The sequence below is a fragment of the Pseudomonas kribbensis genome, assembly GCF_003352185.1.
Lineage (GTDB): Bacteria > Pseudomonadota > Gammaproteobacteria > Pseudomonadales > Pseudomonadaceae > Aquipseudomonas > Aquipseudomonas kribbensis.
Window position 1 is genome coordinate 5,237,512 of sequence record NZ_CP029608.1, and the last position, 20,164, is coordinate 5,257,675.

The 20,164-nt window shown below is 60.5% G+C and carries 12 protein-coding genes and 1 riboswitch; of the genes, 5 read left to right on the top strand and 7 right to left on the bottom strand.

The genetic code is table 11. The features are described 5' to 3' along the window. The first annotated feature begins 222 nt into the window (after positions 1-222). Complete coding sequence (locus tag DLD99_RS23885; protein ID WP_114885441.1) at positions 223-5,160, top strand: M10 family metallopeptidase C-terminal domain-containing protein; 4,938 nt, start codon at positions 223-225, stop codon at positions 5,158-5,160. A 98-nt stretch (positions 5,161-5,258) separates the two neighbouring features. On the opposite strand, the gene DLD99_RS23890 is transcribed toward DLD99_RS23885, so the two are convergent. From DLD99_RS23890 to DLD99_RS23910, 5 genes are all read right to left on the bottom strand, one after another. Next, positions 5,259-7,994: a winged helix-turn-helix domain-containing protein gene (locus DLD99_RS23890; protein WP_114885443.1), complete on the bottom strand. Its 2,736-nt coding sequence runs from the start codon at positions 7,992-7,994 to the stop codon at positions 5,259-5,261. A gap of 170 nt (positions 7,995-8,164) precedes the next feature. Continuing rightward, on the bottom strand, positions 8,165-9,529 hold the full coding sequence (locus tag DLD99_RS23895) for a DUF1329 domain-containing protein (RefSeq protein ID WP_085733654.1): 1,365 nt from the start codon (positions 9,527-9,529) through the stop codon (positions 8,165-8,167). Between the two features lie 28 nt (positions 9,530-9,557). Then, a complete protein-coding gene (locus DLD99_RS23900; RefSeq protein ID WP_114885445.1) occupies positions 9,558-11,447 on the bottom strand; it encodes a DUF1302 domain-containing protein in 1,890 nt (629 codons plus the stop codon). 319 nt (positions 11,448-11,766) lie between these two features. Continuing rightward, positions 11,767-13,449, bottom strand: coding sequence for a fatty acid--CoA ligase (locus DLD99_RS23905; RefSeq protein ID WP_114885447.1), 1,683 nt, complete (start codon positions 13,447-13,449; stop codon positions 11,767-11,769). Positions 13,450-13,596: 147 nt separating this feature from the next. After that, positions 13,597-14,781 (bottom strand): MFS transporter, encoded by a 1,185-nt coding sequence (locus DLD99_RS23910; RefSeq protein ID WP_114885449.1) that lies wholly within the window; start codon positions 14,779-14,781, stop codon positions 13,597-13,599. Between the two features lie 96 nt (positions 14,782-14,877). Here DLD99_RS23910 and DLD99_RS23915 point away from each other — a divergent pair, with 96 nt between their 5' ends. Then, a complete protein-coding gene (locus DLD99_RS23915) occupies positions 14,878-15,651 on the top strand; it encodes an AraC family transcriptional regulator (protein WP_114885451.1) in 774 nt (257 codons plus the stop codon). On the opposite strand, the gene DLD99_RS23920 is transcribed toward DLD99_RS23915, so the two are convergent. After that, the gene (locus DLD99_RS23920) at positions 15,635-16,264 is read right to left on the bottom strand and encodes a LysE family translocator (RefSeq protein WP_114885453.1); all 630 of its coding nucleotides are present in this window, start codon (positions 16,262-16,264) and stop codon (positions 15,635-15,637) included. The genes DLD99_RS23915 and DLD99_RS23920 overlap by 17 nt on opposite strands. Before the next feature lie 91 nt (positions 16,265-16,355). Between DLD99_RS23920 and DLD99_RS23925 the strand changes: the two genes are divergently transcribed. From DLD99_RS23925 to DLD99_RS23935, 3 genes are all read left to right on the top strand, one after another. Further along, a complete protein-coding gene (locus DLD99_RS23925; RefSeq protein ID WP_114885455.1) occupies positions 16,356-17,321 on the top strand; it encodes a 2-hydroxyacid dehydrogenase in 966 nt (321 codons plus the stop codon). A 33-nt stretch (positions 17,322-17,354) separates the two neighbouring features. Next, complete coding sequence (locus DLD99_RS23930; RefSeq protein ID WP_114885457.1) at positions 17,355-18,353, top strand: class I SAM-dependent methyltransferase; 999 nt, start codon at positions 17,355-17,357, stop codon at positions 18,351-18,353. 39 nt (positions 18,354-18,392) lie between these two features. Next, positions 18,393-18,517: riboswitch (yybP-ykoY riboswitch) on the top strand. An 87-nt stretch (positions 18,518-18,604) separates the two neighbouring features. Continuing rightward, positions 18,605-19,189: a TMEM165/GDT1 family protein gene (locus tag DLD99_RS23935; protein ID WP_085733646.1), complete on the top strand. Its 585-nt coding sequence runs from the start codon at positions 18,605-18,607 to the stop codon at positions 19,187-19,189. A gap of 44 nt (positions 19,190-19,233) precedes the next feature. Here DLD99_RS23935 and DLD99_RS23940 read toward each other — a convergent pair whose 3' ends face one another. Next, a complete protein-coding gene (locus tag DLD99_RS23940) occupies positions 19,234-20,052 on the bottom strand; it encodes a M48 family metallopeptidase (RefSeq protein ID WP_096822780.1) in 819 nt (272 codons plus the stop codon). Positions 20,053-20,164 lie beyond the last annotated feature (112 nt).

The window sequence follows — 20,164 nt, forward strand, 5'->3', positions numbered from 1 at the left end:
GGCGTTGGGGCCACTCATGGGAATTCCTGGACGAACGGTAGTGAGGTTGGTTTCAGAATTCTACTTCACAGGCCGATACAGATCGCCCGGTCAGTTATTTGACGCCAGCGATCAGAAAAATGATGGCTTAATGATGTCAAACTTCCTGTTTCTGGTGCAAAATCGCATTTTTTTGTAGCGGTCGCATTCAGGAAGGGCCGCAGCGCACTCAGGAAATCCCCCATGCCTACGCCCAAGACCTACTCCTTCACTTTCCCCGCTTCTCTGACCGGCAATGCCACTGTCGACAGCCTCATTGCCGGCAGCTACTGGCTGGGGTCCAACTGGGGCAAAGGTGGAACCAGTCTGAGCTATAGCTTCATGGCTCCCGGCACTTCGTACTTCGTCACCGACTACAGCCCCGACAATGAATATAACGCGCTGTACGAACTCACTCCGGGTCAGAAGGCAGCGGTGAACTACTCACTGGGGACTTGGGCAGCCGTCACCAATCTGAACTTCAGCCTGACCACAGACACACTGACCAACGTCGGTGACCTGCGCTTCGGCGGCTATCGGCTGATGGACAACAAGACCGCTGCCTGGGCTTATTTCCCTGCCAATACCCCGTCCGGTGGCGATGTCTGGATTGGCCCGCAGACGGGTGAGGCCACCCCGCTGAAGGGGTCTTATGATGTCATGACCTTCATCCATGAGATCGGTCACGCACTGGGCCTCAAGCATCCGTTCGACGTCAGCTCGACCAACAAGACACTGCTGGATCCTTCACTGGACGACGTTCACTTCACCGTGATGAGTTACAGCAGTAATTACTCGTACCAGCCGACGACACCGATGGTTCTCGACATCATCGCGATTCAGAGCCTGTATGGCGTCAACACGATGTGGCAGACCGGCGACAACGTCTACAAGTGGGCGCCTGACCAGTCTATTTTTGAAACCATCTGGGATGCCGGTGGTAACGACACCATTGATGGCAGCAATCAACTTGCCGCCGTGAAGATCAACCTGAATGAAGGTGCCTACAGTCAGATCGGCAAGGCCTTCACGGATTTGAACACCCAGGCTGCAATCAATGACGGTCTGGCGATTGCCTATGGCGCCAAAATCGAGAATGCCATCGGTTCGGCATTCGATGACGTTCTCATCGGCAACGCACTGAACAACACCCTTAACGGCATGGCGGGTGCAGACTCCATGACCGGGGGCGACGGTAACGACACCTACTACGTCGATAACGTCGGCGATACCGTGGTTGAACTCGCGAACTTCGGTTCGGGAATCGATACCGTCATTTCCTCCATCAGCTACACCCTGGGCAGCAACGTCGAAAACCTTACGCTGGTGGGCACCGACAATCTGACTGCCACCGGCAATGCGCTGAACAACGTGCTGATCGGCAACGCCGGCAACAACTTCATTGATGGCGGTGCCGGCGCGGACTTCATGGCTGGCGGCGCGGGCAACGACACCTACATCGTCGACAATGCCGGTGACGTGGTCAGCGAAACCAGTGCGGTAGTCGGTGAAATCGACAACGTACTGGCCTCGGTCAGCTTCGCACTGGGCGCCAACATCGAGAACCTGACCCTCACCGGCACTGGCGACACCTTTGCCCTGGGCAACGCGCAAAACAACGTGCTGATCGGCAACGACGGCAACAACCAGATCTCTGGTGGCGCGGGTCTGGACACCATGATCGGCGGCAAGGGCAACGACACCTACGGTCTCGATCAGGCCGGTGAGCTGGCCCTGATCCAGGAGCTGGCCGGCGAAGGCAACGACACCCTGTTGATCACCTACGCATCGACCCTGCAGACCAACGTCGTCGACTTGAACCTCAGCAACCTGCTCAACGTCGAGAACGCCACCCTGCTGGGCAGCGGCAACTTCCGGCTGAACGGCAACGCCCTGAACAACACGCTGATCGGCAACGCCGACAGCAACTACATCGACGGCGGCGCCGGTGCGGACTTCATGGCGGGTGGTGCTGGCAATGACACTTACATCGTCGACAATATCGGCGACGTGGTCAGCGAAACCAGCACCCTGGCGAGCGAAATCGACACGGTACAAGCCTCGATCAGTTACACCCTGGGCAACAACGTCGAGAACCTCACCCTCACCGGTACCGGCAACCTCAATGGCACCGGTAATGCCCTGAACAACACCTTGATCGGCAACAGTGGCGACAACATTCTCGACGGCGGTGCCGGTGCGGACATCATGATCGGCGGCGCGGGCAACGACACCTACATCGTCGACAATGCCGGCGACGTGGTCAGCGAAACCAGTACCGTCGTCGGTGAAATCGATACCGTACGGTCTTCGGTCAACTTCGTTCTGGGCGCCAATCTCGAGAACCTGACCCTCACCGGCACTGCCGACATCTTTGCCTTGGGCAACTCGCAGGACAACGTGCTGATCGGCAACGACGGCAACAACCAGCTTGCCGGTGGCGCCGGTCTGGACACCATGATCGGTGGCAAGGGCAATGACACCTACGCACTGGATCAGGCCGGGGAACTGGCATTGGTTCAGGAACTGGCAAACGAGGGCATCGACACCCTTCAACTGACCTATTCCGCCACACCGCAGACCAGCACCGTCGACCTGAACCTCAGCAACCTGCGCAACATCGAGAACGTCACCCTGCTGGGCAGCGGCAACTTCACGCTCACCGGCAACAGTCTGAACAACACCCTCATCGGCAACGCCGACAGCAACATTATCGATGGTGGTGCCGGGGCGGACTTCATGGCGGGCGGTGCCGGCAATGACACTTACATCGTCGACAACGTCGGCGACGTGGTCAGCGAAACCAGCACCGTCGTCGGTGAAATCGATACCGTACGGTCTTCGGTCAACTTCGTTCTGGGCGCCAATCTCGAGAACCTGACCCTCACCGGCACTGCCGACATCTTTGCCTTGGGCAACTCGCAGGACAACGTGCTGATCGGCAACGACGGCAACAACCAGCTCTCTGGTGGCGCAGGCCTGGACACCATGATCGGCGGCAAAGGTAACGACACCTATGCCCTCGATCAGTCCGGCGAACTGGCACTGATCCAGGAACTGGCCAACGAAGGCACCGATACCCTGCTTCTGACCTATGCCGCCACCTCACAGATTGTCGATCTGAGCATCAGTAACTTGCAGAACGTGGAAAACGTGACACTGCTGGGCAGCGGCAATTTCGCAGTGCTCGGCAACAGCCTGAACAACGTTCTGATCGGTAACGCCGACAACAACATTCTCAACGGCGGAGCAGGCGCGGATACCCTCAATGGTGGTGCAGGCAATGACACCTACGTAGTCGACAACGTCGGTGACGTGGTTATCGAAGAGGGCACTTCGGCGACAGAAATCGACCTGGTTTACTCCTACATCAACTACACCCTGGGCAACAACGTCGAAAACCTTACGCTGGTGGGCACTGACAATATCAACGCAACAGGCAACGCCCTGAACAACGTGTTGAACGGCAACAGTGGCAATAACATTCTCGACGGCGGTGCCGGCGCGGACTTCATGGCCGGCGGCACCGGCAATGACACCTACATCGTCGACAACGTTGGCGACGTGGTCAGCGAAACCAGCACCCTGGCGAACGAAATCGACACCGTGCAGGCCTCGATCAACTACATCCTGGGTGCCAACCTCGAGAACCTGACCCTGACCGGCACAGGCGATACATTTGGTCTGGGCAACGCGCTGGATAACGTGCTGATCGGCAACGACGGCAATAACCAGCTCTCTGGTGGCGCAGGTCTGGACACCATGATCGGCGGCAAGGGCAACGACACCTACGGTCTCGATCAGGCCGGTGAGCTGGCCCTGATCCAGGAGCTGGCCGGCGAAGGCAACGACACCCTGTTGATCACCTACACCGCCACGGCGCAGACCAACATCGTCGATCTGAACTTGAGCAACCTGCGCAACGTCGAGAACGCCACCCTGCTGGGCAGCGGCAACTTCCGGCTGAACGGCAACGCCCTGAACAACACGCTGATCGGCAACGCCGACAGCAACATTATCGATGGTGGCGCCGGTGCGGACTTCATGGCGGGCGGTGCCGGCAATGACACCTACATCGTCGACAATGTCGGCGACGTGGTCAGCGAAACCAGCACCCTGGCGAGCGAAATCGACACGGTACAAGCCTCGATCAGCTACACCCTGGGCAACAATGTCGAGAACCTCACCCTCACCGGTACCGACAACCTCAATGGCGCCGGTAATGCCCTGAACAACACCTTGATCGGCAACAGTGGCGACAACATTCTCGACGGTGGTGCCGGGGCGGACTTCATGGCGGGCGGTGCCGGCAATGACACCTACATCGTCGACAACGTCGGCGACGTGGTCAGCGAAACCAGTACCGTCGTCGGTGAAATCGATACCGTCCGGTCTTCGGTCAGCTTCGTTCTGGGCGCCAACCTCGAGAACCTGACCCTCACCGGCACTGCCGACATCTTTGCCTTGGGCAACTCGCAGGACAACGTGCTGATCGGCAACGACGGCAACAACCAGCTTTCTGGTGGTGCCGGCCTGGACACCATGATCGGCGGCAAAGGTAACGACACCTATGCCCTCGATCAGTCCGGCGAACTGGCACTGATCCAGGAACAGGCCAACGAAGGTAACGACACCCTGTTGATCACCTACGCCGCCACATCGCAATCGAGCCTTGTCGATCTGAGCATCAGTAACCTGGTGAATGTCGAAAACGTCACGTTGCTGGGCAGCGGCAAGTTCACACTGAACGGCAACAGCCTGAATAACACCCTGATCGGCAACGCCGACAACAACGTCCTCAATGGCGGAGCCGGGGCGGACACCCTCACCGGTGGCGCAGGCGCGGACACGTTTGTTTTCGGTGGCGTCAACGAAATGGGTACCGGCAGCAACCGCGATGTCATTACCGACTTCAACAGTGCGCAAGGCGACAAGATCGATCTGACGAAGTTTGATGCCAACCTGCTGACCGCCGGTTTCAATGGCTTCACCTTCATTGGTGCGGGCGACTTCACGGGTGCCGGCCAACTGCGTTTCGTCGACCACGTGCTTTCGGGCAACGTCAGCGGCAACGCCGGCGCGGACTTCGAAATCCAGCTGGTGGGTGTCAACAGCTTCAGCGCCACCGACCTGGTAGCCTGATACGACCCGATACCCGACCTGGTCTCACAGGCCAAATGTCGATAAAAAACGCCCCGGGGAATCGGGGCGTTTTTTTTTGCGTCAATCAAGCCAAAGACCTAGCTCAAAATTCCGAGTTCCTTGGCCCTCGCCACGGCCTGTGTGCGCCGTTCAACCCCCAGTTTGCTGTTGATATGACTGGCATGGGTTTTCACAGTGTGCAGCGAGATGAACAGTTGTTCGCTGATTTCCTGATTTGAGCAGCCTTGGGCAATCAGTCGCAGGACTGCCAGTTCCCGGCTGCTCAATTGCTCGGCAGTCGGAGGCTCCTGCGCCGCACGTGACGCAGCAGACGGGAAATGCTTCAGTAACTGCTGACCGACCAGACACGGTGAGGTCAAGGATAATTGCCCGCGCAGCCAATCGACATGGTCTTTGACCAAAACATCGAACGGCTGCAATACACCGCCGCTGGCCGCCTCCATTGCCTGTACCAGCGCTTTGCGGGCCTCGGATTCGCGGCCGGTCACCAGCAGCAATACCACTTTCTGGGTCAAGGCCATCACGCTCAGCAACTGCCGACCGGTTTGCTGACCGTTCTCCAGCAACACGTTCAACCGCCCCTCAGCGAGCATCGGTTGTCCTTGAATGGCATCCAGCAGCGCCTGCTGCAGTTCGACATGCAGGGGTAGTTGCGGGTGGAATTCCGGCGGAGCTGCAGCCCGTTCCCCTGTGTAAGTCTGCCCCAGCCGCGCCAGCCAGGCCTCGGCCAGGTCAATCCGCCCCTGTGCCAGCCACAGCTCGCATTTGACCAACGTAATCATCGCCAGATAGTAGATCGGCGGAACGTCCCAGATGTGCATCAGCCGCTCGGCTTCCGCCAGTTCGGCAAAGGCCCGGGCGTAATCACCGCTGCTGCCGTCGAGCCGGGCGATCACGCAATGGCCGATCAACACGCTGATATCGCGACAGGCCCGTGCTTCGCTCAAACCCGCCTGTAATCGCTGGCGCGCCGCATCAGGTTGCAAGCGCATGGCCAGCAAAAATCCCTCGTACAGCGTCAACCGCGCACGCACGGCGTACAAACGCTGCGCCGACAATCCGCGCAGACGCTCGAGGCCCTGATGCACTTCATCGAGCGAGCGCACTATCTCCCCCCGCGCCTGCAATACCCGGGCACGGTCGTAGTGGGCCAGTGCCTCGAACAGCGGATTGCCGACCCGCTGCGCCAGCTCCAGGGATTCTCGGTTCAAGCCTCGTGCGCGCCACAGATCGCCATCGGCAATCGCCAGGTTGGACAAGGTCGACAAACACATCAGGCGCTGGCCATAACGCTTGGCCGGCAGGCTCTCCAGCGCTTCGCTGCAATATTCGATGGTCTGCTCGCGATGGCCCCGGCCCCGGGCGATGATGCCCTTGAGCGCCAGCCACTGGGCGAGCATGGATTTCTGTGCGGTGGCCGATGGCGCCGGCAAAAACCGGCTCAGGTGACTGGCAAGCTCCTCGGCCGCATCGAGCTGACAGGCAAGCCCCAGCGCCCAGCTGTACAACACGATCAGGCGCGGCGTGCTGATCAGCAGGCTATCGGGCAAGTCCATTTTCCAGCGCAGCAACATGCCGACGTTCTGTTCGGCGAGCAACTGTTCCTCGGACAGGTTCTGCACCAGATTCGCCGCCACATCCAGATGCCCTGCGCGCAGCGCCTGTTCCACGGCTTCGTCCAGCAAGCCTTGAGCATTGAACCAGCGACAGGCGCGCAGGTGCAGCGTAGCAACAGGAACCACCGCCCGAGCGATTGGCCGACTGCGCAACAGATCGGAAAACAGATGGTGATAGCGATACCAGTGCCCGTGTTCATCCAGCGGCACCAGAAACACCTGATGCGCCAACAGGAAGCGCAGAATCTCGGCACTGTCGTGGGATTCGCGCACCGCATCGCACAGCTCGCTGCAAAAACGTTCCTGCGGCGCGGTGTCGTAGAGAAACGCCTGCACCTCGGCCGGCAGGCAGTCGATGACTTCTTCCAGCAGGTAATCACGGATCAGCCCTTCCCCGCTGTTCAAGGCCTGCGGCAATGCGGCATCGCTCCCGGCCTCGGACACCGCCAACAACCAGAAGCGCAGCCCCGCCACCCAGCCTTCACTGCGCTGGATCAGGTTTTCCAGGGCCTCGCCGCGTAGCGAACTGCTGTGCCGATCGAGCAACGCCAGCGCTTCGTCGTGGGTCAGGCGCAGATCCTGTTCATGCAGCTCCAGCAACTGTCGCGAAAGGCGCAGACGGGCGAGATGCCAGTCGGGCCGCTGGCGGCTGGTGACCATGACCAACAGGCCATCGGGCAAATGATTGAGGAAAAATTGCAGGCAGCGGTCGAGTACCGGCCCTTGGGCGAGGTGGTAGTCGTCCAGTACCAATAACAGCGGTGAGGTCGGTTGCAAGTGCAGTGCCAGCTCATCGAGCAGGCCATCGAGCCATTCTTCGAAGGCGAACGGCTGATGACGCTGGCGCATTTTCAACAGGCCGAGTGCGCGGCTGCCGAGTTCCGGGAAGTAGTCTTGCAGGCCTTCGAGCAGACGCTCGAGAAAGCGCCCCGGGTCGCTGTCCCGGGCGCTCAGTCCCAGCCACAGACTTTGCCAATGTCCCGGCAGACTTTGACAGAACTCCACGGCCAGCGAACTTTTGCCAAACCCGGCCGGGGCGCAGACCAGCAACAGACGTCCACCGAGCCCGGCTTGCAGTCGCTCGCAAAGTCGTGGCCGCAATACGTATCCGTCAGGCAGCGGGGGACGAAAGAAACGTCCGTCCAGTGCCGCGACGGCAACGCTTGCAGGACCCGGAAGTGGGGACAGATCAGTCATGGCCGGCTCTTGTTCGAATGGCTGTTGGCGGCGTAGCAGATGTCCGCAGACTAGCCTTAAACGGCGTACATATGAAGTTGTTGCTACAAATGGCTACAAAATCACCACGCAAAAAAAACGCCCCGAACCAGTCGGGGCGTTTTTTCGAGGATGCGGCCTCGGGTTACAGCTTAGCGGATACCGTCCTGGCCCAGGTTGCCCGGCTGGAATTCGCTCTTGGTGGCAGAGAAGCCGAAGTCATAAGCCTGTTTCTCTTCGTTCTTCATGCCCAGTGCCAGGTAACGACCCGATTGCAGGTCGTACAGGGTTTCCAGCGCGTACCAAGGCACTTGCTTGTCGTAGTAGTCCTCGGCATGGGCCTCGGCGACGCGCCACAGCTGACCGCGACCGTCGTAGTGGTCGATGACCGCTGCCTGCCAGGTATCTTCATCGATGAAGAAGTCACGTTTGGCGTAGATGTGACGCTGACCCGGTTTCAGGGTAGCCACCACGTGCCAGACGCGGCGCAGCTCGTAACGGGTCAGGTCCTGATTGATGTGACCGGCCTTGATGATGTCGGCGTATTTCAACGTCGGCGAGTCAATCTTGTAGCTGTTGTTGGCAATGTACATCTCTTTCTTGCCTTCGAGCTTCCAGTCATAACGATCCGGGGCGCCGTTGTACATGTCGAGGTTGTCGGAGGTACGCAGACCATCCGCCGCAGTACCCGGACCGTCATAGGACACTTGTGGTGCCTGGCGCACACGGCGCTGACCGGTCGCATAGACCCAGGCCTTGCGCGGCTCCTTCACCTGGTCGAGGGTCTCGTGCACCAGCAGCACGGTACCTGCCAGACGAGCCGGCGCGGTCACTTTCTGCTTGAAGTAGAACAGCACGTTGCCCGGGTTGGCCGGATCGTAGTCCTTCATCTTGTCGCGGAACACGAACTGGTCCTGGAAATACACCAGGCTGAACGAGCCGTTGGTCTGTGGCGTCGCCTGGGTCACCAGACGGGTCACGCTGCCACCGCGATAGCGGGTGATGTGGTTCCAGATGACTTCCAGACCGTCTTTCGGGATCGGGAACGGGATGGCGGTCTGGAAGTTTTCCAGACCGTTGCCACCGGCCACCAGCGTGGTGGTCGTGGCGTTTTTCTTGATCGCGGCGAACACGTCATCCGGCACGGTGGCACCGCGATGGGACGGGTAGACCGGCATCTTGAAGGTGTCCGGGTAACGCTTGAACATCGCGTACTGGCCCGGCGCAAGCTTGTCCTTGTACTGGTCGACGTTCTGCGCGGTGATGGTGAACAACGGTTTCTCACTGCCGTACGGATCGGACAGGAAACCTTTGCTGTCGACGGTGCCTGCATTCTTCGCCAACGGCTTCCAGGCCGGGATCGAACCGTCGGCGTTGCCCGCCATCTCGGCGCCCATCGGGGTCAGGCTCTTGCCCAGTTTGTCGGCTTCGGCGGCAGGGACCGCCGCCATCACGCTGGTCGCCAGCAGCGAAAGCCCCAGAACACCGGCGTGGAACAGATTCTTTGTTATTTTCATAGGTTTGTTCGTCCTGAAAAAACTGCGCTTAGAAGTTCACGCCAACACTGAGGGCAACGAAGTCGCGATCATCCACCGTGCTGTATTCGCCACCAAAGAAGTTGGTGTAGGCCAGGCTTGCGGTGTAGGTGTTCTGATATTCGGCATCCAGCCCGAGGCTGATGGCCTTGCGACCTTCCTCGAAGTTGCCGCCAGGGCCAGGGGAGTAACCCTTGACGTCGTGGGACCAGGCCACGTTCGGCTTCAGGTTCACACCGGCGAACACGTCGCTGTAATCCCAGATGGCACGAGCGCGATAACCCCAGGAAGTGGCGGTGGTGAAACCGTTGTTGTCGCAGTTGCTGGAGCGGTTGCTGGTCGATGCGCCAGGGCCGGCACCGTTGATGGTCGAGGTGTTGAGGATCTGCGAGCAGGTATCCAGGCCGCCAGTGGACGGCAGCTCACCCGGACCGAAGACCGGATCGCGGCCGTAACGGGCCTCGGATTTGCTTTCCAGCCCACCGACGTGGGTCACGCCGACTTCACCCACCAGGGTCAGGCGGTTGGCGCCCATCACCTGATCGAAGAAGTGCGTCAGGGTGGTTTGCAGCTGGGTGATTTCCTTGCGGTTGTAACCGTGCAGGTCCTGGCCCGGAACGCCATTGAGGATCGAGGCGTTGGTCAGCGCGCCGCCCAACGGACGCACACCGGCGAACAGGATGTCGGTGGAGTTCAGTTGCACCGGCGCGTTCGGCCGGTAGCTGACCTCACCGCTCCACGCCGTACCGGTAGGCAGGGTGGTGGAGAAGCTCAGACCGTAGAGGCGAATGTCCTCCGGATACTCGATGAAATACTCGGAGTTACCCGCCACTACCAGAGGGCCCAGAGCCTGGAACGGGCCAGGCAGAGCCTTGACGCCGTTATAGATCGACTGCGGTGCACCGGTCGCGCTGAAGATCGGCGCACGACTGTGGTAGTTCATGAAGTAGGCACCGAACTCGGTGGCCAGCGGATCGAACATGTACTTGGCGGACACGCCCCACTGCCCGCTGTCCCGCGCATTGCGGTTCGGGGAGCGACGTACCAGCACGCCTTCTTCGTTGACGTCGACATTGGCGGCCGCCAGCGGGCCGAGGGCAACGCCAGGAATGGTCGAGCGCTTGTTCAGCACGCGCAGGTTGTCGTCGCAACCGGTGGTGACGATGTCAGGCTGGGAGAAGAAGGTGCCGCAGTTGTCGGTCACGGTCTTCTGCCAGTCGATCTGGTAGAAACCTTCGGCCGACAGGTTTTCGGTGATGCTCTGGGACAGATAGAACATGTTGACCGGGATCAGGCCTTCCTTGATCTCGGCGCCCGGACGGCGGAAAGCGGAAACGTCGATCGGGTTGATCGAGTTGATGCCGCCACCGATGAAGGTACTTTCACCCCAGTTCACCACCTGCTTGCCCAGACGCACCGAACCCGGCTCATCGGCAATGGCGTAGTTGTGGTAGATGAACGCATCGAGGATCTGGCCGCCCGAAGAGCGGGCTGCCACGTCGCGGTTGTGGTTGCTGACGTCCTTGTATTCCAGGTCCTGGTTCTGCAGCGCGAAGTCGTACCAGTATTTGCCCCGGACGAAGACACCGGTGTCGCCGTATTTCAGTTCGAGGTCGTGGATGCCCTTGAAGATCTTCGAGAACGCTTGCCCGCTCTTGAAGTTCAAGTGACCGTCGTCGGAGGTCTGGGACAGGCCCCGGCCGCCGTTGTTGACACCAATAAGATCCTTGTTCGGCTGCTGGGTCGACACGCTCATGCCCAGGGAGAGCGAGGAGTCGAACTGGCCTTCGATTTCACCGACGTTGAAGCTGACGCCGAATGCGGGCCCGGCGAGCGTGGAGGCAAGACTGACCGCCAGAGGCAGTTTCGCCCGGCGCCAGAACTGGTTTACTGAGGTCATCGACGCTACTCCATGTGCATTATTGTTATGGCAGTGAGTACTTTTAAAAACGCCTGAAGGACCGGGCGCCAGAGGCCTCCCGAAATCGCTTCAATGTTGCATTGCCCCGTTCTTAAAAATCCTTGAGCGGACTATAGCCAGCAGGTGGTACGGCTTGATCCCTCTAAAGTGTGATTTGCAGCTGCCGGCCACTCTGGAACAGTCCTTTCGCCAGTCCGACACATGTCGGCCCGGCAAGGATGGCTGATTTTTCCGATTTCACAAGCCAAGCGCTTGCTTGGTGGGGCTGGCGCGCCGTTTTCGGCGCGCCAGGGGACACTCAAAGTGTCGAGAGGAAGGTGCTGTTGTTGGCCTGCCATTCGGTGATGTCGAGGCGGATGCGCTTCTTGTCGAGCTTGCCGACACTGGTCTTGGGAATTTCCGTAACAAGGGCGATCTGACTCGGGATTGCCCACTTGCTCAGGTGCCCCAGTTCCACGAACGGCTTGAGGTGTTCCTTGAGCTCGCGGGCCCCGATGGCGTGCCCTTCGCGGATCACCAGCAAGGCAAACGGGCGCTCGCCCCACTGCGGATCGGCGATGCCCACCACTGCTACTTCACGTACCGCGACGTGACGACTGATCAGGTCTTCGAGGTCCAGCGAGGAAATCCATTCGCCACCGGTCTTGATCACGTCCTTGATCCGGTCGCGGATGTCGATCACGCCCATGCTGTCGAGCGTTGCCACGTCGCCGGTGTGCAGCCAGCCACCGGCCCACAGCTCGGCGCCCTTCTGCGGTTCGTTGAAATAGCCCTCGGTCAGCCACGGTGCACGCAGCACCAGTTCGCCCTGGGTTTCGCCATCGGCGGGCAGGAAGTTGCCGTCGCCATCGACGATCGCCGCTTCGACTAGCGGCCCCGGCACCCCGGCCTTGATTCGGTAGGTGGTGCGTTCGTCTTCGGTGCCTGCCATCAACTCATCGTTCAGATGCGCACAGGAAACCAACGGCCCGGTTTCCGACATGCCATAGGCCGCCGTCAGTTGAATGCCCTTGCTCTTGGCCGTTTCATACAGCGTGCGATTGAGCGCACTGCCGCCGATGACGATCTTCCAGCCGCCGAAATCGGTGCCCTGCGCGCCCTTGGCGTTGAGCACCATCTGCAGGATGGTTGGCACGCAATGGGAGAACGTGACCTTCTCCTTGCGCCACAACTCGACCAGAAACTCCGGGTCGTAACGTCCCGGATAAACCTGCTTGAGCCCGAGCATGGTTGCCACATAGGGCAGACCCCAAGCATGCACGTGGAACATCGGGGTGATCGGCATGTACACGTCGTTGGTGCCCAGCAGCCGCACGCTGTCGATGGCGCCCATGATGGTCGACACACCCATGGTGTGCAGCACCAGTTGCCGATGGGTGAAATACACACCTTTCGGATTGCCGGTGGTACCCGTGGTGTAGAAGGTGGTGGCAACCGAGTTTTCGTCGAAGTCCTGGAAGTCGTACTGCGGGCTCGCGGACGCCAGCAGTTGTTCGTACTCGCCCACCAGATTCGGCAGATCCGCGGTTTTTTCCGGCAGATCGGTCAGCAGCAGGGTTTTCTCCACCGTGGTCAGGTGCGGCGCGATGGCCTGGTACAGCCCGACGAACTCGCTGTTGACCAGCACGAAACGGTCCTCGGCGTGGTTCATGGTGTAGAGGATCTGTTCCGGCGACAGGCGCACGTTGATGGTGTGAATCACCGCGCCGATCATCGGAATGGCAAACATGCATTCGAGGTAGCGATGGCTGTCCCAGTCCATCACCGCCACGGTATCGCCGGCCTTTACGCCGGCTGCCGTCAGTACGTTGGCCAGTCGCGCGACCCGCTCGATCAGCGTCGGATAGCTATAGCGCAACTGGTCACGGTAGATGATCTCGCGGGTTTTCTCGTAACGGGCGCCCGACATCAGCAGCCGTTTAATCAGCAATGGATACTGGTAGGCCCCTTCGGCGGGCGGAATAACGCGAGTCTGCAACATAAGAATCCCTTTTCTGACTGCACGGTGTTGGCGTTGGAGTTTTGTACTCTAGAACCCTTATACGCCAGCCAAATCAGCCAAAGGAATGATTTGCAGAGCCGTACAAATGCTAGCTTTGCGCCAGCATTTGTCGGATTTCGTCACCGGTCAGGCCGTTTGCCCTACAGCCGCTTCGGAAGGCGTACGTGGGAAAACCACCGCCGCGAGGAAGGTCAAAGCGCCAAACCCGGCCAGAATCAGATAAAGCCCCACAAAACCATGGCGCGGTTCGACATAGGAAATCAGCGGAATCGCCGTCGCGCTGGCACCGAACGATAAACAGTAACGCAAGGCAAACACCCGGGACTGCCATTGCGGTGCAACGAAGTTGGCGACCATCGAATCGTTCACCGTCACCTGGCCGAACACCACGAACATGAACGCCGCACCGAGCGCGATCACCGCCCAGCCATCGACGTAAGCCATGGCATAAAGCAGTGGCGCCTGAAACAGCGTCAGCACCACAAATGGCCATTTCAGACTGACCCGGTGCAGCAATTGCCCGATGCTCAACTGCGCCACTGCACCAAACGCGTACGCCAGGCTTACCACCACGCCGAGGGTCTGCGGCGAGGCGAACAGGTCATGCAAGCGCTCCTGGAACAGTTTTGGATAGGTCATGGTGGTGGCGTTGAACACCACGCCGCCGGTGGCCGTGGCCAAGGCCAGCACGCCGAACACCATGACCATCGAAATGCGCTGGCCGCTGGCGCCCTTGAGCGCGGTGTGCGGGCGCTTGGGGATTGGCTCCTCCCGCACCTGCAAGGCAAAACCGATCCCCAGCACAATGGCCACGGCTCCCGGAATCAGGAATGCCGAACGCCAGCCGAACTGCGCCACCAGCAACCCGGTAATCAGCGCCGAGAACGCCACGCCAAGATTGCCCCACATGCCGTTGATGCCGATTTCGCGACCACGATTTTGCGCGTAGGCCACCAGCATCGCCGTGCCGACCGGGTGATAGATCGCGGCAAAAATACCGATCAGGGTCAGGCCGATGACCAGCATCGTCGGGCTGTTACTGAGGCCGGTCACGATCGCCGAAGCGCCGATACCGAAGAAAAACACCAGCATCATCCGCCGCCGGCTCCAGTGATCGCCCAACCAGCCGGCCGGTAGCGAACAGGCACCGAACGCGATGAAACCGCCCAGCGACAGGCCGATCAGCGCGGCATAGTCGAGGGCGAAGGCCTGGGTCATGCCGAGCACGGCGGCGGGGAAAATCAGCATGAACATGTGATCGATCACATGGGCTGCGTTGATGTAGCGGATGACATTTCTGGATTGATTCATCGCGGCACGCTTTCTTGTGGTGAACAGATGAGGGTGAGCGCTTATGCTAAGTTGGCGAAAAAGCGCATTCCTGCCATACAAGTCAGTGAACCGGACATGTTGATCAGCCATTTCGAACACGGCCCGGTGAGTGCCTATCCCCGGGATTATCTCGACGGCGCACACCAGCCATTGCACCTGCATCGCGAGGCACAGCTGCTGTATGCAGTGAGCGGCGTCATGCGGGTAGTCACGGCGCAAGGTGCGTGGGTGATTCCGCCGACCCGCGCGGTGTGGATTCCGCCGGAGATCGGCCACGAGATATTCATGTCCGGCGATGTGCAGATGCGTTCATTGTTCATCGCGCCCGAACTGTCGCCGGCCAGCCTGCAACACTGCTGCGTGCTGGCGGTGACGCCGTTGCTGCGCGAACTGATCCTGCGTGCGGTGCAGGGCCCGCCCCACGCCGACAATCCGCTGATCCAGCAATTGATGCTCGAGGAACTGGCCGGCCTCGAAAACCTGCCGCTGCACATCCCGATGCCCAGCGACCGACGCCTGCAAAACATTTGCCTGGCGTTGCTGCGCGAGCCCGATCACCCGAACACCCTGGAAGACTGGGCGCAACAGGTCGGTGCCAGCTCACGCACATTGGCGCGGCTGTTCCAGCAACAACTGCAGATGAATTTCAATGCCTGGCGCCAGCAACTGCGCCTGATGGAAGCCCTGCCCCGCCTGCTCGCCGGTGACAGCGTGCAGAGCGTGGCGCGGGATCTGGGTTACGGCAGCGCGCGGGCGTTCAGCGCGATGTTTCGCCGTTTGCTCGGGGACAATCCCCGGGAGTACCTCAACGCCCTCAATCAGCTCCGCTCGATCAATGCATCTCGGTGAACGCGAGCTTCACGCCGATGGCGATCAGCACGGCGCCCATGGTGCGGTCGAACCAGTGGCCCATGCGGGCGAAACCGGCGCGCACGCGCTGCTGGCTGAACAGCATCGCCACCAGGCAGAACCAGGTAGCAGTCGCAGCCGCCAGGTAAATCCCGTAACCGGCCTGCACTGCCAGTGGCGTGTGCGGGTTGATCACCACGGTGAACAGCGACAGGAAGAACAGCGTGGCTTTCGGGTTCAGCCCGTTGGTCACGAAGCCTGAAGTGAAGGCACCACGGGCGGTGCGTTCGCCGGCCTCTTTGTGCAAGTCGTCGGTCACGGTCTTGGCCGGTTGCGCGCGCAAGGCCTTGTAGCCGATGTACAGCAGGTAAGCGGCGGCGGCCCATTTCAGGGCGTTGAACAGCACGATCGATTGGGAAACGATCAGGCCGATGCCCAGCAGCGAATAACCGACGTGCAGGAAAATCGCCGTGCCCACGCCCAGCGCCGTCCAGGTGCCGGCACGACGCCCGTGGGTCACGCTCTCGCGCACCACCACGGCAAAGTCCGGGCCGGGACTGGCGACGGCCAGCAGGTGGATCAGTGCAACGGTCAAGAACTCGGTCCAGTACATGGGGGCTCCTTTCGGCCAGGCGTAACGTTTTGTTTCATCTGTTAGGCTCGGCAGATTACGCCTTCCCTTCAAAGCACAACAGGTACAGTTGATGACGAACGCCCACCGCGCCGTATTCCTCGATCACCCTTCCCTGGACCTCGGTGACCTTGACCTCGCGCCGTTGCGTGCCTGCTTCAGCGACCTGCAACTGTTCGCCCAGACACTGCCTGCGCAGGTTGCCGAACGCCTGCAAGGCGCGACCGTGGCCATCAGCAACAAGATCCTGATCGATGCCGCCGCCATGGCCGCCAACCCACAGCTGAAACTGATCCTGATCACCGCCACCGGCACCAACAACGTCGATCTGGCCGCCGCCCGCGCCCACGGCATCACCGTGTGCAACTGTCAGGGTTACGGAACGCCGTCGGTGGCGCAGCACACGATCATGCTGTTGCTCAATCTCGCCACGCGTCTGGCCGATTATCAAAAAGCCGTCGGCGAAGGCCGCTGGCAGCAGGCTAAACAGTTCTGCCTGCTGGATTACCCGATTGTCGAACTGGAAGGCAAAACCCTTGGGCTGCTCGGGCATGGTGAACTCGGCGGCGCGGTTGCACGCCTGGCTGAAGCCTTTGGCATGCGCGTATTGCTGGGGCAGATTCCGGGGCGTCCGGCCCGCCCGGATCGCTTGCCATTGGAAGAGCTGCTGCCGCAGATCGACGCCCTCACCCTGCACTGCCCGCTCAACGAACACACCCGGCACTTCATCGGTGCCCGCGAGCTGGCGTCGATGAAACCGGGGGCTTTCGTGGTCAACACCGCCCGTGGCGGTCTGATCGACGAACAGGCCCTGGCCGATGCCTTGCGCAACGGTCATCTGGGCGGCGCGGCCACCGATGTGTTGAGCGTCGAACCGCCAACCAATGGCAATCCGCTGCTGGCCGCCGACATCCCGCGCCTGATCGTCACCCCGCACAACGCCTGGGGTAGTCGCGAAGCGCGGCAACGAATCGTCGGCCAACTGGTGGAAAACACCCAGGCGTTCTACAGCGGTAAGGCGCTGCGGGTCGTCAGTTGATAAACTGCGGCACTTTTTTTCACAGGAGCAGTTATGGATCCGCGCAGTGAAGTACTGCTTCGTCAGGTCGAGTTATTCCAGGGTTCGCTGTTGCTGGCCGGTCTGCCCGCCGATGATCTGCTCGGGCGCCTGCCCAACGCATTCGGCTGGTGCTGGCATGCCGGCGATCAGGCGGCGCTCGATGCACGCTTCGAAGGTCGCAGCCATTTCGGCGTGAATGTGCCGGAGCGAGAATTCGATAGCGCTGTGGTGTTCCTGCCCAAGTCCAAGGACCTGACCGACTACATCCTCAATGCCGTGACCTCACGCCTGGCCGGGCGCGAAGTGTTTCTGGTCGGGGAAAAGCGCAGCGGCATCGAAGGCGCATCCAAGCAACTGAACCCGTTCGGCAAGCCACGCAAGCTCGACAGCGCGCGCCACTGCCAGTTGTGGCAAGTGACCGTGGCCAATGCCCCGCAAGCCAAATCCCTGGAAAGTCTGGCCCAGACATACGAACTGCCGCTGGCCGAGGGCCCGTTGAAGGTCATCAGCCTGCCGGGCGTGTTCAGCCATGGCCGACTGGATCGCGGCAGCGCCCTGCTGCTGGAGCATCTGGACAAACTGCCGAGCGGTCATCTGCTGGATTTCGGTTGCGGTGCCGGCGTGCTTGGCGCGGCGGTCAAACGTCGCTACCCGCACAACCAGGTCACGTTGCTCGACGTCGACGCCTTCGCTGCCGCCAGCAGTCGCCTGACTTTGGCCGCCAACGGTCTGGAAGCCGAAGTGTTGACCGGTGACGGCATCGACGCCGCGCCGATGGGGCTGAACGCGATTCTGAGCAATCCACCATTCCATGTCGGCGTTCACACCGACTATTTCGCCACCGAGAACTTGCTGCGAAAAGCTGCAAAACATCTGAAAAACGGCGGCGAACTGCGACTGGTGGCGAACAGCTTCCTGAAGTATCAACCGCTGATCGAAGAGCATCTTGGCGTGTGTGCAATCAAGGCCGAAGGCAATGGTTTCCGGATTTACCGGGCCAAGCGCGGCTGAAAATTAGCACTTGCCGAATGGATTCTGCCTAGGCAGAATCCGCTCCGTCCTAGGGGAGTAGTCTCCCACGAGCGCCATGCTCGTCCGGCATACGTCAACATACTTGATCCTCAGATCATGGCGTATGCGACCCAAGCGTCCGCAGCAGACGGATCGCAGGGTTTGACAAGACCTATGACACGCACACCTTACCCGGGGCGGGAAGGCTGTACGTGTCATAGCCGTGTCGACCCGCCCCTTAGGAAATCCTGATGCTGGACTCGTTACTCGTTCCTACCGCAATCGTTGCCTTGGCCGAAATCGGCGACAAGACGCAACTGCTCGCGCTGATTCTCGCCGCTCGCTTTCGCAAACCCTGGCCGATCATTGCCGGTATCGTCGCGGCGACCCTGGCCAACCACGCAGCAGCCGGTGCGGTAGGCGCCTGGTTCGGCAGTTTCTTCTCCGACTCCGTCCTGCACTGGATTCTCGCCGCGAGCTTCACCGCCACCGCCCTGTGGACGCTGGTGCCGGACAAGATGGACGACGACGAAGCCAGCACTGCCCGCAAGTTCGGACCGTTCCTGACCACGCTGATTGCATTCTTCCTCGCGGAAATCGGCGACAAGACCCAGATCGCTACCGTGATGCTGGCAGCGCAATACCCGGAACTGTGGCTGGTGATCATCGGCACCACGGCGGGCATGCTGATTGCCAACGTGCCGGTGGTTCTGGCGGGTAATTTTGCGGCGGAGAAACTGCCGCTGACCCTGATCCGTCGCCTGGCCGCCTCGGCGTTCATGATTCTGGCGATCGTCGCGGTGTACAAGGCGATGCAGAGCAGCGGCTGGGTCTGATCCGGCAGATCGCTCCCGCACTCGGTGTGGGAGCGATCATTGCTTCAGGACTTTGGCGCTTTTTCGTAGAGCGGCATGACCTTCGGAATTGCCGCCTGCAACGAGGCGATCCGGCTGGAGGATGCCGGGTGCGTGCTCATGAACTCCGGCGGTGCACCTTCGGACGCCTTGCTCATCTTGTTCCACAGGGTGATCGCGGCGTTCGGGTTGTAACCGGCGCGGGCAGCCAGTTCCAGGCCGATCAGGTCGGCCTCGTTCTCGTTGGCGCGGCTGTTGGGCAGCGTCATCCCGTAGTTGGCCACGGTGTCGGCCAGCGCCAGGCTGTCCTGACCCAGACCGAGCAACGCGCCGGCGCCCTGCTTGGCCATTTCGATGCCGTAGGCCTTGGACATCGCTTCACGACCATGCTCGCGCAGGGCGTGGGCGATTTCATGGCCCATCACCGCGGCGATTTCATCGTCGGTCAGTTTCAGGCTGTCGATCAGCCCGGTGTAGAAAATGATCTTGCCGCCAGGGCCGCAGTTGGCGTTGAGCTCGTCACTCTTGATCAGGTTCACTTCCCACTGCCATTGCGCGGCATCCGGACGGAAGTTCGGCGCCTGGGCAATCAAGCGGTTGGCAATCGCCTGAACCCGCTTGGCTTCGTTGCTGGTCTTGTCCAGCACGCCTTTGCTGGACGCCTCGCCAACGGTCTTCTGATACGACTGGGCATACATCTGGTCGACCTCTTGCGAGGACAGCATGCTGAACATGTACTGCTTGCGCTCCACGCCCACGGCACCGCCGCTGGTGGTATTGACCGACTGACAACCGGCCAGCAACAGCGCTGCGCTCAGTGCACTTACAACCAATGTCTTGTTCATTCAAAAGCTCCCTGAAAACATGCCGCGTATCCTAGGCGGGTAATTGTATCGACGCCAGATACAACGGACGTGTTGCACCCACTTTCAGAAGGCGCCCGCCGCCCCTGTAGGA

Coding starts and splice junctions, on each gene's coding strand:
- DLD99_RS23935 (WP_085733646.1), top strand. CDS start 18,605: ATGCTGGACTCGTTACTCGTTCCTACCGCAATCGTTGCCTTGGCCGAA.
- DLD99_RS23930 (WP_114885457.1), top strand. CDS start 17,355: ATGGATCCGCGCAGTGAAGTACTGCTTCGTCAGGTCGAGTTATTCCAG.
- DLD99_RS23940 (WP_096822780.1), bottom strand. CDS start 20,052: ATGAACAAGACATTGGTTGTAAGTGCACTGAGCGCAGCGCTGTTGCTG.
- DLD99_RS23890 (WP_114885443.1), bottom strand. CDS start 7,994: ATGACTGATCTGTCCCCACTTCCGGGTCCTGCAAGCGTTGCCGTCGCG.
- DLD99_RS23920 (WP_114885453.1), bottom strand. CDS start 16,264: ATGTACTGGACCGAGTTCTTGACCGTTGCACTGATCCACCTGCTGGCC.
- DLD99_RS23905 (WP_114885447.1), bottom strand. CDS start 13,449: ATGTTGCAGACTCGCGTTATTCCGCCCGCCGAAGGGGCCTACCAGTAT.
- DLD99_RS23900 (WP_114885445.1), bottom strand. CDS start 11,447: ATGACCTCAGTAAACCAGTTCTGGCGCCGGGCGAAACTGCCTCTGGCG.
- DLD99_RS23915 (WP_114885451.1), top strand. CDS start 14,878: ATGTTGATCAGCCATTTCGAACACGGCCCGGTGAGTGCCTATCCCCGG.
- DLD99_RS23910 (WP_114885449.1), bottom strand. CDS start 14,781: ATGAATCAATCCAGAAATGTCATCCGCTACATCAACGCAGCCCATGTG.
- DLD99_RS23885 (WP_114885441.1), top strand. CDS start 223: ATGCCTACGCCCAAGACCTACTCCTTCACTTTCCCCGCTTCTCTGACC.
- DLD99_RS23895 (WP_085733654.1), bottom strand. CDS start 9,529: ATGAAAATAACAAAGAATCTGTTCCACGCCGGTGTTCTGGGGCTTTCG.
- DLD99_RS23925 (WP_114885455.1), top strand. CDS start 16,356: ATGACGAACGCCCACCGCGCCGTATTCCTCGATCACCCTTCCCTGGAC.